The organism is Actinomadura sp. NBRC 104412 (genome assembly GCF_030269515.1).
Classification (GTDB): Bacteria; Actinomycetota; Actinomycetes; order Streptosporangiales; family Streptosporangiaceae; genus Spirillospora.
The window spans coordinates 83,677-96,574 of sequence record NZ_BSTM01000007.1; the positions used below are offsets into that span (position 1 = coordinate 83,677).

13 protein-coding genes, 1 tRNA gene and 1 pseudogene are annotated in these 12,898 nt (G+C 67.4%); 7 read left to right on the forward strand and 8 right to left on the reverse strand.

What is annotated here, in order from left to right; all coding sequences use genetic code 11:
* Positions 1–614: 614 nt before the first annotated feature.
* Complete coding sequence (locus QSK21_RS11320; protein ID WP_285695489.1) at positions 615–1,328, reverse strand: hypothetical protein; 714 nt, start codon at positions 1,326–1,328, stop codon at positions 615–617.
* A gap of 179 nt (positions 1,329–1,507) precedes the next feature.
* On the opposite strand from QSK21_RS11320, the gene QSK21_RS11325 reads away from it, so the two are divergent.
* From QSK21_RS11325 to QSK21_RS11350, 6 genes are all read left to right on the forward strand, one after another.
* Entirely contained in the window at positions 1,508–2,083 is a 576-nt protein-coding gene (locus QSK21_RS11325) for a YqgE/AlgH family protein (RefSeq protein WP_285695491.1), read from the forward strand.
* A gap of 121 nt (positions 2,084–2,204) precedes the next feature.
* Positions 2,205–2,453, forward strand: coding sequence for a DUF3039 domain-containing protein (locus tag QSK21_RS11330; RefSeq protein ID WP_285695492.1), 249 nt, complete (start codon positions 2,205–2,207; stop codon positions 2,451–2,453).
* A gap of 184 nt (positions 2,454–2,637) precedes the next feature.
* Entirely contained in the window at positions 2,638–4,383 is a 1,746-nt protein-coding gene (locus QSK21_RS11335) for a DEAD/DEAH box helicase (protein WP_285695692.1), read from the forward strand.
* Between the two features lie 92 nt (positions 4,384–4,475).
* Positions 4,476–5,108, forward strand: a complete 633-nt coding sequence (locus QSK21_RS11340; protein ID WP_285695493.1) for a GNAT family N-acetyltransferase — start codon at positions 4,476–4,478, stop codon at positions 5,106–5,108.
* Positions 5,109–5,320: 212 nt separating this feature from the next.
* A complete protein-coding gene (locus tag QSK21_RS11345; protein WP_285695494.1) occupies positions 5,321–5,812 on the forward strand; it encodes a SepX/GlpR family protein in 492 nt (163 codons plus the stop codon).
* Positions 5,813–5,861: 49 nt separating this feature from the next.
* A tRNA-Ala gene (locus QSK21_RS11350) sits at positions 5,862–5,935 on the forward strand.
* Between the two features lie 196 nt (positions 5,936–6,131).
* Here QSK21_RS11350 and QSK21_RS11355 read toward each other — a convergent pair.
* From QSK21_RS11355 to QSK21_RS11385, 7 genes and pseudogenes are all read right to left on the reverse strand, one after another.
* Positions 6,132–6,686 (reverse strand): annotated as a pseudogene (locus tag QSK21_RS11355) (site-specific integrase); the annotation flags it as partial.
* 14 nt (positions 6,687–6,700) lie between these two features.
* On the reverse strand, positions 6,701–6,919 hold the full coding sequence (locus QSK21_RS11360) for a hypothetical protein (protein ID WP_285695495.1): 219 nt from the start codon (positions 6,917–6,919) through the stop codon (positions 6,701–6,703).
* On the reverse strand, positions 6,907–7,089 hold the full coding sequence (locus QSK21_RS11365; protein ID WP_285695496.1) for a hypothetical protein: 183 nt from the start codon (positions 7,087–7,089) through the stop codon (positions 6,907–6,909). The genes QSK21_RS11360 and QSK21_RS11365 overlap by 13 nt, the downstream gene beginning before the upstream one ends.
* A 127-nt stretch (positions 7,090–7,216) precedes the next feature.
* The gene (locus QSK21_RS11370; protein ID WP_285695497.1) at positions 7,217–8,038 is read right to left on the reverse strand and encodes a protein phosphatase 2C domain-containing protein; all 822 of its coding nucleotides are present in this window, start codon (positions 8,036–8,038) and stop codon (positions 7,217–7,219) included.
* A 5-nt stretch (positions 8,039–8,043) separates the two neighbouring features.
* Positions 8,044–8,889: a sigma-70 RNA polymerase sigma factor region 4 domain-containing protein gene (locus tag QSK21_RS11375; RefSeq protein ID WP_285695499.1), complete on the reverse strand. Its 846-nt coding sequence runs from the start codon at positions 8,887–8,889 to the stop codon at positions 8,044–8,046.
* A 122-nt stretch (positions 8,890–9,011) separates the two neighbouring features.
* Positions 9,012–9,338 (reverse strand): ATP-binding protein, encoded by a 327-nt coding sequence (locus QSK21_RS11380; RefSeq protein ID WP_502871547.1) that lies wholly within the window; start codon positions 9,336–9,338, stop codon positions 9,012–9,014.
* Between the two features lie 158 nt (positions 9,339–9,496).
* The gene (locus QSK21_RS11385) at positions 9,497–10,300 is read right to left on the reverse strand and encodes a helix-turn-helix domain-containing protein (protein ID WP_285695501.1); all 804 of its coding nucleotides are present in this window, start codon (positions 10,298–10,300) and stop codon (positions 9,497–9,499) included.
* A 490-nt stretch (positions 10,301–10,790) separates the two neighbouring features.
* On the opposite strand from QSK21_RS11385, the gene QSK21_RS11390 reads away from it, so the two are divergent.
* Positions 10,791–12,839, forward strand: a complete 2,049-nt coding sequence (locus QSK21_RS11390; protein ID WP_285695503.1) for a helicase HerA domain-containing protein — start codon at positions 10,791–10,793, stop codon at positions 12,837–12,839.
* Positions 12,840–12,898: the final 59 nt, after the last annotated feature.

Sequence of the window (12,898 nt, forward strand, 5' to 3'; positions counted from 1 at the left end):
CGCTGTACCCCCGTGGAACTTTGCCTCTTTGGTCTCATTGGGGTGTGGTTCGGCTGGCTGCCCGATGCGTTCCGCTGCGGCGTCTCCGCGCCGGAGGGGCGACGTGTCCTTGTGTGGGTCGCCGCCCCGCGCCTTCCCGATGGCGGTCAACGGCTTCACCGTTCGACTGGGGCTCGCGGCGGTGTCTGCTGACCGTGGGCTTCGCCCGGCACGCCCGTTGGGGCCTTGCCTCCTTGGTCTCACTGGCGGATGGGCGTGCGTACTGGCCGCGCCGTTTTCGCCCCGGCGGGGGCCTCGGCCTGCTTGCCCTTGGTGGGGGCTCGCTGAGTGAAGGGCGTCGATGGCCTTGGCGTCCGTCAGGCTCGGAACGGGCAGCACGTCGGCTTGGGCACGTTCGGCCGGCCGTGGAGGGGGCGTCGACCCAGTGGGCATTTTTGCGGGAGTGGGCTTGTCGCTTCCCTTGGGGTCACGACGTGGGTCCCGGCTTCCCGTTATGCGTCGAGCCGTGTGATGGCCCAGATACCTACGGCAGGCTGCCGAGCGCGCCGACGACAGAGGGCGCTCGGGCGGGCTGGCAGGTCGATGGGCGCGACCTGACGCCTGGGTTGGGGGTGTCAGCTCTTCTTGGTTCCGCCGAAGAGGTGTTCGCGGCGGCGGGGCCAGATGCCGCCGTACCAGAAGATGATCGCGCCGGTGACCATCGCGGCGCCGCCGGTGGCGGCGCGTGCCCACAGTACGGTGTCGTCCGGGCCGGTGCGCGGTAGCTGGTCGTCCGGGGACTTGGAGGGCGTCGGCTCCTCGGTCGGGGTGGGGGACGCGGTGCGGCAGTTGGCGGTGACCGACCTCGTCCGTATCGGCTCGTTCCGCAGGGTGATCTGGATGGTGGTGCGGCGGTCCTCGCGGAGGGTGAGGGAGACGGTCCGGGTCTGGCCCGCGCCGATGCGGCCCGGTGTGGCGGCGGTGCCGTCGTTGCGTTCGATCGCGAAGTCCTCGGCGCGCGGGCCGGTGTTGCGGATGGTGACCTCGATCGTGCGTGCGGGGCAGCGTACGGAGCCGATCGAGATCTGCAGCGGCTGTACGGGCACCGCCGGGCGGGTCGTGGTGCGGGTGGGCGTCGGTGACGGGGAGGCCGTCCGGGTCGGGGACGCGGTGGTGCGCGTCGGCGATGGGCTGGTGGGGCTGCCCGAGGTGGGGGAGGGGGACGGGGAGGTCGTGCTGCCGGCCGGGCTGCCGTCCGCGCGCGAGACCTGGTCCCAGATGGCGGGGATGGCGATCAGCGCCCCGATGGCGAAGAAGACGGCGGCGATGACGACCCTGGGCAACTGCATCGCGATCCTCCCAGCCCGCGGGCGCGCACGTCCTCTCCGACCCGCGTACGGACGTGTTCCTAGATCATTATTGACCCAGGCCCGTATTGTGCTTGTATCCCCGGACAAGTGGAATGCTTAACAGGCTAACGAGTGGGGGGACGTGCCGCCGGAGGTCTCGGCAACGCATCATGGAATCCATGGAAGACGGCATCAGGGTGGGGCTCCTGCTGGTCGCCACGCCTCAACTGGAGGACCCGAACTTCAAGCGGAGCGTCGTCCTGGTGGTGGAACACGACGTGGAGGGCGGAACACTCGGCGTTGTCCTGAACCGGCCGACCGAGGTGCCGGTCGACCGTGTGCTGCCGCCGTGGGCCGAGCTGGTGACGGGTCCGTCCGTCGTCTTCCAGGGCGGTCCCGTCGCATTGGACAACGCGCTGGCGCTCGCCCGGCTCCCCGGCGAGGACGAGCCGCTGGGCTGGCGTGCCCTGGACGGCGGCTCCGAGGTCGCGAGGGTCGGTCTGGTCGATCTGGACGCCCCGCCCGCCCTGCTGGCGCCCGAGCTGCTGCAACTGCGGGTGTTCGCCGGGTACGCGGGCTGGTCGGCGGGCCAGTTGCGCTCGGAGATCGAGGAGGGCGCCTGGTATCTGGTGCCCGCCGAGGCAGGGGACGTCTTCGCGGGCGACCCCGATCGGCTCTGGCAGGAGGTCCTGCGTCGCCAGGGCGGCGACCTGGCGTTCGTGTCCACCTTTCCCGAGGATCCCACCCTGAACTGACGGGGAAGAGGCGCCGGGTTCGCGGTCGTTGGATTCAGGGACGACGGGCCGTACGGCATCTGGCGAAGGTGTCGGAGTCCTGAACTAAGGTGTGGGGCCAGGAGGCATGATGAGCACCCAGATGAGCACGAAGATCCTTCCCGAGAGCGATACCAGGCCGGATCTCTCGCATGGCGATGGCGATCATGAGCGGTTCGCCCACTATGTCAAGAAGGCCAAGATCACCGAGAGCGCCGTCACCGGCACCCCCGTGATCGCGCTGTGCGGCAAGGTCTGGGTCCCCAACCGCGACCCGAAGAAGTACCCGGTATGCCCGGAGTGCAAGGAGATCTACGACTCCATGCAGCCTGGGGGTGGGGACGAAGAGTGACCCCAGCCGCGTACCAGGGCCTGACCACCGCCCGGCACCGCGGCGAAGCCCCCAGGGGGGCGAGGGGTGAAGCCCGGTGGACGGGCCGTAGCGAGGAACGAGCGAAGGTGCGTCTACCCCGCGCCGGGGGGCGTGGGGGGCCGCGCCCCCACTATGAACCGTGAGTACGTTCGCTGCACCCGACATGCCCCCCGCGTTCCCCGAACGGGCCGCCTGGGGCACGGCGTCGTCGCTGCGTGCCTGGCAGCAGCAGGCGCTGGAGGCGTACTTCGGAGGCGACGGGAGCTCCTCGGGGCCGCGCGACTTCCTGGCCGTCGCCACGCCGGGTGCCGGTAAGACCACGTTCGCGCTGCGGCTGGCCCGGGAGCTGCTCGATCGCCGGATCGTCGCCGCCATCACCGTGGTCTGCCCCACCGAGCATCTGAAGCGGCAGTGGGCGGAGTCGGCGTCCAGGGTCGGCATCAAGATCGACCCCGAGTACCAGAACGGGCAGGGCGCGGTCGGCAAGGAGTACCTGGGCATCGCCGTCACGTACGCGACGGTCGCGGCGCGTCCCGCGCTGCACCGCAACCGCACCGAGGCGCGCAAGACCCTGGTGATCTTCGACGAGGTGCATCACGCGGGCGACGGCCTGTCCTGGGGTGACGCGGTGCGCGAGGCGTTCGAGCCGGCGACGCGGCGGCTGTCGCTGTCGGGGACGCCGTTCCGCACCGACATCAACCCGATCCCGTTCGTCCGGTACGAGGAGGGTCCGGACGGTGTCCGGCGCAGCAGGGCCGACTACACCTACGGGTACGGGCCGGCGCTCGCCGACGGCGTCGTCCGCCCGGTGATCTTCCTGGCGTACGCGGGGGAGATGCGCTGGCGGACCCGGGCGGGCGACGAGATCACCGCGACCCTCGGCGAGCCGCTGACCCAGGACCAGACGGCGCAGGCGTGGCGGGCCGCGCTCGACCCCAAGGGCGACTGGATCAGGCAGGTGCTGGTGGCCGCGGACCGCCGGCTCACCGAGCTGCGCCGCGCCATCCCCGACGCCGCCGGGCTGGTGATCGCCACCGACCACGAGGCGGCCCGCGCGTACGCCAAGATGCTGCGCTCGGTGACCGGCCAGGGCGCGACCGTGGTGCTGTCGGACGACCCCGCCGCGTCCAAGAAGATCAAGACGTTCGCGGAGACCGACGACCGTTGGATGGTGGCGGTGCGGATGGTGTCGGAGGGCGTCGACATCCCGCGCCTCGCCGTCGGCGTGTACGCCACGTCCACCAGCACGGCGCTGTTCTTCGCGCAGGCCGTGGGGCGTTTCGTCCGGGCGCGCAGGCGCGGTGAGACGGCCTCGGTGTTCCTGCCGTCCGTGCCGACGCTGATGGGGCACGCCGCCGAGATGGAGACCGAGCGCGACCACGTCCTCGACCGTCCCCTGCGGGAGGACGGCCTGGACGACGAGCTGCTCGCCGAAGCGAACCGGCGGCGCGACACCTCCGATGTCGGTGAGGAGCTCGCGTTCGAGACGGTGGAGGCGTCCGCCACGTTCGACCGCGTCCTGTACGACGGCGGCGAGTTCGGCATGCAGGCGGCCGCCGGTTCCGCCGAGGAGCAGGAGTACCTCGGGATCCCCGGCCTGCTCGAGCCCGAGCAGGTCGCCGCCCTGCTCCGCAAGCGCCAGGCGGAGCAGGTCAAGGCCGAGCGCAAGCGCAGGACGGCCGGCCAGAAGGCCGACGACCGCACCGCCGCGGAGACCCTGCACGAGCTGCGCAAGGAGCTGAACGGCCTGGTGGGCGCCTGGAACCATCGCACCGGCCAGCCGCACGGGGTGATCCACAACGAGCTGCGCCGTACGTGCGGCGGCCCGGCCATCGCCCAGGCGTCCGCCGACGACATCCGCAAACGGATCGCGAAGATCCGCGAATGGGCGGCGCGCCGCCGGTCCTGATTCCGGCCCGGCAGGCCCCCGACCTGCGTCATCCCGCAATAGTCGGCCACAATTGATAGCCTCTTTACCCCAGTCCAGGGAATCATGGAGTCGTGGAACGATTGCGGGGTTGGCCGGTCACCTTGACCGAGGGGCCGGTCGGGCTGCGCCCGCTCCGGCACCGTGACGCTGCTACCTGGCGTGACCTGCGGGTGCGCAACGCCGACTGGCTACGTCCCTGGGAACCCACCAACCCTGAGACACCGCTCTTCCGCAGCGGCCTCGGCCCGTACATCAGCATGGTGCACACCATGCGGCGCGAGGCCCGCCAAGGGCTCGCCCTGCCGTGGGTCGTCACGCACGAGGGTGACTTCGTCGGGCAGCTCACCATCGGGGCGATCGTGTGGGGTTCGGCCAGGTCCGCGCAGGTCGGGTACTGGGTGGATCGCCAGGTCGCCGGCCGCGGCGTCATCCCCACCGCGGTGGCGCTCGCCGTGGACCACTGTTTCTTCACCGTGGGCCTGCACCGGGTGGAGGCCAATATTCGCCCGGAGAACACCGCGAGCCGCCGCGTGGTGGAAAAACTCGGTTTCCGGGAAGAGGGAATTCGCCGCCGCCATCTGCACATCGACGGGGCCTGGCGGGACCACATCTGCTACGCCCTCACCGTCGAAGACGTCCCCGGTGGCCTGCGCGCACGCTGGCTCGGCGGCCAGCGGCGGGCATTTCCCCGCTCCCCTTCGTGACCCGACTTCCATCGGTCACTTTCTGCGGTAAGAATCCTCCGAACGCGAAGAGCGTGCAAACGGAGAGTAACCCCGGGCTCGATCTCGCGACACACCGCCCCTTATGCTCGTCAAGCTCTGACACCGGCTCGTACCGTGCGGGACGTGACCCTGCTCCCAATGCACATCCGCGCGCCGAAAGTCGGCCCGCCGTTGTCCCCGGCGGTGTGTCGGTGAGCAGTGCCGTCCTTTATCTTGCCATCGTCGCGGTCTGGGCCGTCGTCCTGGTCCCCATGTGGCTCCACCGCGACGGATCCCGCCTTCTCACCAAACGCACGCCCGAGGAGGGAGAAGAGCCCACGGCGGACCCGTCCCCTGCGCCCGCGCCCGCGCCGACGCCGCGCCGCCGCCAGAGCCGCGCCGCCATCATCGCCCGGCGCCGCCGGCGCACGGCCGGCCTCACCCTCCTCCTCGCCACCACCATCGGCGTCGTCGTCCCCGGCCTCGCCCCCTGGTGGATCACCCTCCCCCCGGTCGCCCTCCTCGCGGGCCACCTCGCCCTCCTCCGCGTCGCCGTCCGCATGGACGCCGCCTCCCGCCACCAGCGCAGGGCCCGCGCCCGCGAAGCCCGCCGCGAGGAACCCCAGGCCGAGATCATCGAACTGGCCGCCCCCACCGAGGTCTTCGACCAGTACGCCGACGACCGCCACGCCGTCGGCGAATAAACCCCTGCGCGAGCACCCTCCCGAGTTTGCTAACCTTACGGAGGTTCCTGGGGCTGTAGCGCAGTCCGGTAGCGCACCTCGTTCGCATCGAGGGGGTCAGGGGTTCAAATCCCCTCAGCTCCACCCAGCTCAAAGGCCGGTCCCCAGTGTGGGAACCGGCCTTTTTGCTGCCCGTACAGCAGCGAAGTACAGCAACGGGCCCTACGAACCCAGGACTTTTGCCGAGCCGCTTGAGCGCCCTGCGGGTGGCCACCGACGAGACCTCGCTGTAGACGTTCATGGTCACGGAGATCTGGCTGTGCCGGAGGATCTGCATCGCCACGCGCGGATGGACGTCCATGGCCACGAGCAGCGAGGCGCAGGTCTTCCGGGTGGCGTGGACGGGGATGCGCCGGACGCCCGCCTTGGCGCAGGCGGTGACGAAGCTCCGATTGAAGTTCCGAGGCTCGACCGGCTGACCGGTGCGGGTGGTGAACACCAGCCCCGTCTCAGGCCAGGGCTCGTCAGCCTGCTCACGGGCGGCTTCCTGCTCCTTCTTGCGCTCCTGGAGGGCCGTGACGCAGATGTCCAGCAGCGGTAGGACGGCGTCCGAGGATTCCGTCTTGGTCTCCCGGTGGAGTAGCCGGCCGTTGATCCGCTGGAGCTGCCAGCCAACGGTCAGCTCGCCCTTGTCCAGGTCGACGTCCTCCCAGCGGAGCCCGAGCATCTCCCCGCGCCGCAGGCCCAGGACGAGGATCAGGACGTAGGCCGCGTAGAGAGGGTCACGCCGCTTCCGGGCCGACTCCAGGAACTTGCGCGCCTCATCGACCGACCACGACTTGACCTTGCGCTGCATGACGGCCAGGACCCCGAGCACCACACACATCGTGTCCATCACCGGACCGCCGATCAGGCCACGTCCGCCGACGCGGACGACTCCGCCGAGGGAACCGGGACCGGCCGGGCCGCCGCGGCGATGGCGAGCTTCTCGGCGCGGAAGGCCACGCCCCAGCGCTTCTCACCGCCGATGTACTGCTCCCAGGGGAAGGCCACCAGGCCCACCGGCGTGACGATCTGCCCGATGGTCACCTCCTGGTCTCCGGGGACGGCCACGTTCAGCAGCTCCACCCCCCGGAGGCGTCGGCCACCGACAGGCCCACGGTGAAGACCGGCTTGCCGTCCCGGTCCACCTTGACCTCGCCCGTCTCCTGGCTGACCAGCTTGGGACGCGGCGGGGACACGCACACGAATGTCAGGGACGAGATGTCTACGGGGATGTTGCGCATGGATGCCTCCACTGCTCGGATTTTCGTCCACCCCCCTAGACACTTCTCAACTCGATGTCGAGGACTGTCTAGGGGGGTACGCAGTCAAGGTAAGCGATATTCGGTCGACTGTCTAGGGGGGGTAGGCAAAATTCTGAGATCAGTCCGAGAGCTGCCAGAAGATGGCGGTGGCGTCATCGTGCGTCTTGCCGCGTGGCCAGCGACGCCCCTCAGGGTCATCCCGTTCGGCCGCACGGGTCCGCGCGATGAGAGCCTCCGCCCCGTCCTGCCGGAGCACATCGAGCAGGCCCGGCCAGGTGAGCAGCCCAAACCGGTCAACAAGGCGACTGGCGCCGTCGCTGAGGACCGCGAGCGCGCGCAGTTCATCGCCCGCGTTCGAGCCGGTGAGGGCCTGGTCGGCGGCTTGCGGGTCGGTGCTGGCGACCCAGAACCCGCCCGGCCGGTTGCGGTAGCCGGCCAAGGCTTCAGTGAAGGACCGCAGGGCCGCAGTGTGCTCGGCGCTGCCGGTCGGTAGGGCGTCCAGATCCTTGCGCAGTTCCCGAGTGGTGACCGCCAGCCGGTCGTCACTCATCACCGCAGGGTCGGCGCCCTTGCGGTCCAGGACCAGGACCGAGTCAGCGAGCACCAGGTGATCCAGCTTGCCGTCTTGCAGCCGCGCCATGGCGACCGTCGCGGACGGCGTCCCGGGGTGGGCGAGGTCGCAGGCGGCCCCGTGCAGCGCGTTGACCCGCTCGATCGCGCGGCCGAGGGATTCGGCGAGCTGGCGGCCGGGCTGGATCTCGGCCAAGAGCAGCCCGCCGAGGGTGCGCGCGTACCACGCGGTTCCGTGCACGCATCCGGACGGCATCCCGGCCGGGGGGCCCGCCCCGTCCAGCAGCACCACCGCACCGGGGACGGCGGCGGCGAAATCCTCGTTGGCCCGGTCGGGTTTGGCGGCACAGGTGGCGAGACGAACACGCATCCGCGTCAGTGTGCCCCATCGTCATGCCGATAAAGCGGGGTCAGCAGCTCGGTACGGACCGGCTCATGGGTGTCGGGGTCGTACTCGGTGCCGACCACCACAGAGAAGCACTCCGTTCCGACCTGGCCCCACAGTGAGCCGATGTCGGTGGTCAGCAGGTTGACCACGCCAAGCGACCCCTCAGGGTGGATACCGGCGATGGCCAGGAGGGAGCCTTGCCCGTCCGGCCGAGGTAGCCGCCCCAGGTAGCCGACGTCATAGGGCCGCGCCGGGTCCTCTTCCTGGCCCGAGCGGAAGGTGTCGCCGGTGCGCGTGTCGCGCAGCAGCCAGCCGACGTCATCACGGTCCCACTCCAGGACCGGATCCTTCTCGTAGGTCTCACGCATGGCGGGCGACATGCGAGGGCCGCAGATGACCAGGAGCCCGGCCCGGTTGAGGTCGATCTCACCCGACAGCGACACATGGTCGTACCGAACCGACAGGTCAAAGGTGCGCGCCAGCTCCTCCAGGCGCTTGCCGGTGGTGAGGTCGTCCAGGGCGACATACGTCCGGTCGCTCGCGGGGTCGGGCCGCAGGGGGGTCACCACGGTCACCTCGCCGGAGCCGAGGAAGGCGCCCTCAGGCGCCGGCCCCGTGTGCCGGATCTGGTGGATGCGCCCGCGGCTCAACCCCGCAGCCGATGCGATCTGCGCGTACGACATCCCCTGCGCGTGCAGGTCTTGAATGAGCCGACGCCGCAGCCGCGCCAACTCGGTCACCTCCTGCTGCGCCTCCGCCAGGCGCTCGGTGGCCGCGCGCAGCAGCTCGTAGGGGTCTTCGATCTGCGCGATGCGCTCCAACTTGCCTGGCATGACTTCCCCTCTGGCCTTCCGCAGCGAGTCTAGGACCCTAGACACGCTGCGGGAAAGCTCATGACCAGTTGAGGAACTCACAGCCCGCAGGCGGCGCCGCCGCCGGGGGATGGGCGGACCACTCACGCCATCTCGCCGACGACGTCCGCCCACACCCGCCGTCCCATCAGGACGAGTTCGCTTCCCCATGCCTTGGAGAGCGCTTGGACGATGTACAGGCCGCGCCCCGACTCGGCATCGAGCCCGGCCGCCGGGTCGAGCGCCGGAACCTTGGCGGTCGTCCCCTTGTCGATGACGGCCACGCGCACATGGTCGGGGTGCATCTCCAGTTCGAGGACGAACCATCCGCCCGGTTCCCCGCTCGCGGTGTGCTCTACCGCGTTCGTGCAGAGCTCACTCACGACGAGTTCCACGCTGTGCGCCAGTTCGCCGGTGACCCGTTCGGCCACGTACGCCCAGGCAAAGCATCGTGCGTCCCGAACCGATGCGGGTCCGCTCGCGTACAGGCGGGCCAAGCGCCTCATGTCGATCACCACCGCGCGTCTAGGGGGCTACACACCCCGAGGACGCGCAGCGTATGACAGATCCAGAGGGCTATTCAATACGTTCAGTGAATAGAGCCTAGAGTCTCATCGAGATCACGAGCCGCCGCTTCGACCAGAACCCGAGCACGATCACCGAAGACCGCCGCCCGCTCGAACCCCTCGAAGATCTCCACGTACTCCCCGACCTCAGCGGCATCGGTCAAGGTCAGCTCACGCGTGAACGTCTCCACCGACACGGCCGCATCGTCGTACACGGTGAACCCATGCAGGGGAGTCCGACCAAGGGACACCGACCCCGGCACCACGCCCAGGCGCACGTTCGACCGCTCAGCCACCGCCAGCAGATGCGCGAGCTGCCCACGCATGCACTCACCGGACCCCGGCCACGTCCGCAACACCGCCTCAGCAACCACGAACGTCAACCGCCGATCCCCATCGAGCACGGCCAGCCGCTCAGACTCACCACCAGCGAGCCCGTCCCCGAACTCGGCCGCATACTCAGCAGTCCGCAGCAGGCCCGGCACCACCGCGGACTCAAACACCCGCACCACCCGAGCCCCCAGCGCCAACTCGCCGGCAGCCCCAGGCCGGAACGACACCCCCGCATCCACCCGCCGAGGCGGAGACTCGGCATACGCAGCCTCAACCAGCTCGGCCAGCCGCCCTGCCTCCGCCGGCCCCAGCTCCAGAACTGCAAAAAGCTTCAGCACCACTCCGGGATCAGCGACGCGCCGCCCAGTCTCCACCCGAGACACCGTCGGCTGAGGAACCCCAGCCTTGGCAGCAAGCCGAACCCCCGACAACCCAGCAGCCGCACGCAACCGCCGCAGCTCCTGGCCGATCTCCTGCAGCCGCTCAGCACCCATAACCGAGCGTTCTACCACCCACAGCACCAGCCAACAGCCCAGAGGGAGTCACCAGCCAACACACAGCTCGGACACATGGGACTGAAGCGCACAGAGTGCCCGATGAGAAGTTTCTTCACGTCGTCAAGCCTGGCCACCTGCGGCGGCCAGGGTGAGGGGGCTGGCCGCGCTGCGGCTCTCCGGCCGGTCCCGGCCAGCCCCCTCACCTGAACTGCTGTCGAGGCCGACGTAGAGGTCCTGTCTCTAGCAACCTTCCCGATCGCCCCAGAGTCGCCAATCCGCTCGACCATTGGACATTTCCGCTGGAGGGGGCGCTGTGGCGCCACTCAAGCTCACTCCAGGGCGCTCTTCCATGTGTAACGCAAGCCCACTCTTCCGAGAGTCGACCAAGCGCGTGAGGCACCGAACCGTCACCCCGTCGATTGTCGGAAGGCCTGTCCGCAGAGTGACGTAGCAACTATTCTTAGCCTTCCACGACACAGGGGGACACATGGCTAATCTCATACCTGGCGTCGGCGCCGGCTCGCTGCTCCACTCAGAGTTGATGGCGGAGGACCGGTCTATCCGGATCGGCGCGATCTACCGGATTGACTACGGCGAGGCCATCGTGCTCACCCACGATCGGTGGAAGGCGGAGGCGGGTGGCATACCCCAATATTCGTTCTTGCTCGCCACGGCTCAAGACATTAACGCCCCCGATGGGGACGATGACGAGGTACTCTTGCTGCGTGTCGAGGGCACAGCACCCTTGTCCATGGAAAGCGATCTACACGCAGTTCGCGAGGAATCTCTCCGCGCAGCGCTCTCGAACAATCAGAGTCCATCTCCTTCTGTCGTGCTTGATATAGACATGGATCCGGTCACCAAGAATCGGATTTCCTTTACGGGTCTACGATGCAGGATCCTTGGGACTTTCTATGAAGATGTCGACAATGGTAAGAAAGTTTTGGAATTCGGGGCGGATGTCGACAACTTCTATGCCACTTCGAGCTATCGCGTGCTAAAGCCATTGGGTGAGGGGCTGTCAACCATTGCTTCCTATCTGAAGCCGACAGACCGTCCCGTGGACCGCGTTCGCATCGGCGTTGTGCGGTACTCGGCGACACGCCGTCGAGCCAAAATGTCGAAGCAGGCTGCTTCTGCGGTCGAAGTCAACATCCGGGACTTCATTGGCAACAAGACTGCCCTGCTGGGCATGACTCGGATGGGAAAATCAAATACGGCCAAAATGATTATCGCTCGTACATTTGCAATATCGGAACGGCAACGAGCAAAAGGCGGCCACCCGGTCGGACAGCTCATCTTTGACCCGCAGGGTGAGTACGCCAATCCAAACACTCAAGACGGGACTGAAATCGCTGCTATCGGGGAGAAGCACGTCCGAATCTTCAAGTTCGGAGCGGACGGATCCCAGACACATGTCAAGCCTCTCTCAATAAACTTCTTCTCCGAAAATCAAATCGATGCAGTGCAAGGTCTCATCTCTGATCAACTTAGCACCGACGACGTTGGCTATGTGAAGGACTTTGCGGGTACATCCTATGCTGATGTTCCCAACGATCCCTCGACTACCACCCACGCTCAGCGCGCAAGATTGGTCCTCTATGCCGCACTCATGCGCGCAGGCTTCGATGTGCCGTCTGGGTTCCGTGCACGAGTCAACATCAAGAGTGACTTTCAGCGGAAGATAGCAGCAGAGCTCGGGCGAAATCCCTTTATCCGAGCAGGCAATACAGCTAATATCGTCGCTGTGGCCGCGAATGACGTAGAAGACGTTGTTCAGAAGATCGTGGATCTCCGCGAGGCGAGGGACGTCGATGCTGTGGACTTCACCAAGAACGTCAGATGGACGAGCGTCGAGCCGATTTTTACCACGAAGAGCCAGAAGCGCAGCGTACGCGGCTGGAAGAATCTCAACCCCTTGCGTCCGTTCCATAGTCCTCTGACGAAGAACGACCCAGCGATTGAAATCTATGAGGAGCTCGTTCAAGGGCGAATCGTGATCGTCGATCTCCACGTCGGAGCGAGCGCCATTACAAAGGCCCTCAGTGAGTCGATCACTGCGCGGTTGCTAGAGCGTCAGACCACGGTCTTTACGTCCGGGCAGGAACCGCCGGCCATCCAGGTGATGCTAGAAGAGGCTCACAACCTTTTCTCCTCTGACCGCTATAAGAACGAGAGAGATGTCTGGGTGAAGCTTGCTAAGGAGGCAAGCAAGCTGAACCTTGGAATGACTTATGCAACGCAAGAGGTATCCGGTGTCGCACACCAGGTGAAGGCCAATACTGCTAACTGGGTGGTCGCACATCTGAATAACACAAAAGAGGTCCGCGAACTCGCCCAGTTCTATGACTTCGGATCTTTCTCGGATGCCATAATCGCCTCAGAGGACCGTGGCTACGTACGGCTCAAGACCTTGTCGTCACCGTACATCGTGCCAGTGCAGATCGATCGGTACGACTTGGACCTTGTCAATGAGGCCCGCGCAGCTGCAGGTGATCCGCCTTTAATCCCAAGTAGCCAAGGAACGCTTATCTAATGCCATACGAGACTGTCAGCGGGGCGCACGAACTCGCCTCACGGCTAGGGCATTCTACC

Coding starts and splice junctions, on each gene's coding strand:
- QSK21_RS11330 (WP_285695492.1), top strand. CDS start 2,205: ATGAGCACGAAGATCCTTCCCGAGAGCGATACCAGGCCGGATCTCTCG.
- QSK21_RS11325 (WP_285695491.1), top strand. CDS start 1,508: ATGGAAGACGGCATCAGGGTGGGGCTCCTGCTGGTCGCCACGCCTCAA.
- QSK21_RS11385 (WP_285695501.1), bottom strand. CDS start 10,300: ATGGGTGCTGAGCGGCTGCAGGAGATCGGCCAGGAGCTGCGGCGGTTG.
- QSK21_RS11375 (WP_285695499.1), bottom strand. CDS start 8,889: ATGCCAGGCAAGTTGGAGCGCATCGCGCAGATCGAAGACCCCTACGAG.
- QSK21_RS11370 (WP_285695497.1), bottom strand. CDS start 8,038: ATGCGTGTTCGTCTCGCCACCTGTGCCGCCAAACCCGACCGGGCCAAC.
- QSK21_RS11390 (WP_285695503.1), top strand. CDS start 10,791: ATGGCTAATCTCATACCTGGCGTCGGCGCCGGCTCGCTGCTCCACTCA.
- QSK21_RS11320 (WP_285695489.1), bottom strand. CDS start 1,328: ATGCAGTTGCCCAGGGTCGTCATCGCCGCCGTCTTCTTCGCCATCGGG.
- QSK21_RS11335 (WP_285695692.1), top strand. CDS start 2,638: ATGCCCCCCGCGTTCCCCGAACGGGCCGCCTGGGGCACGGCGTCGTCG.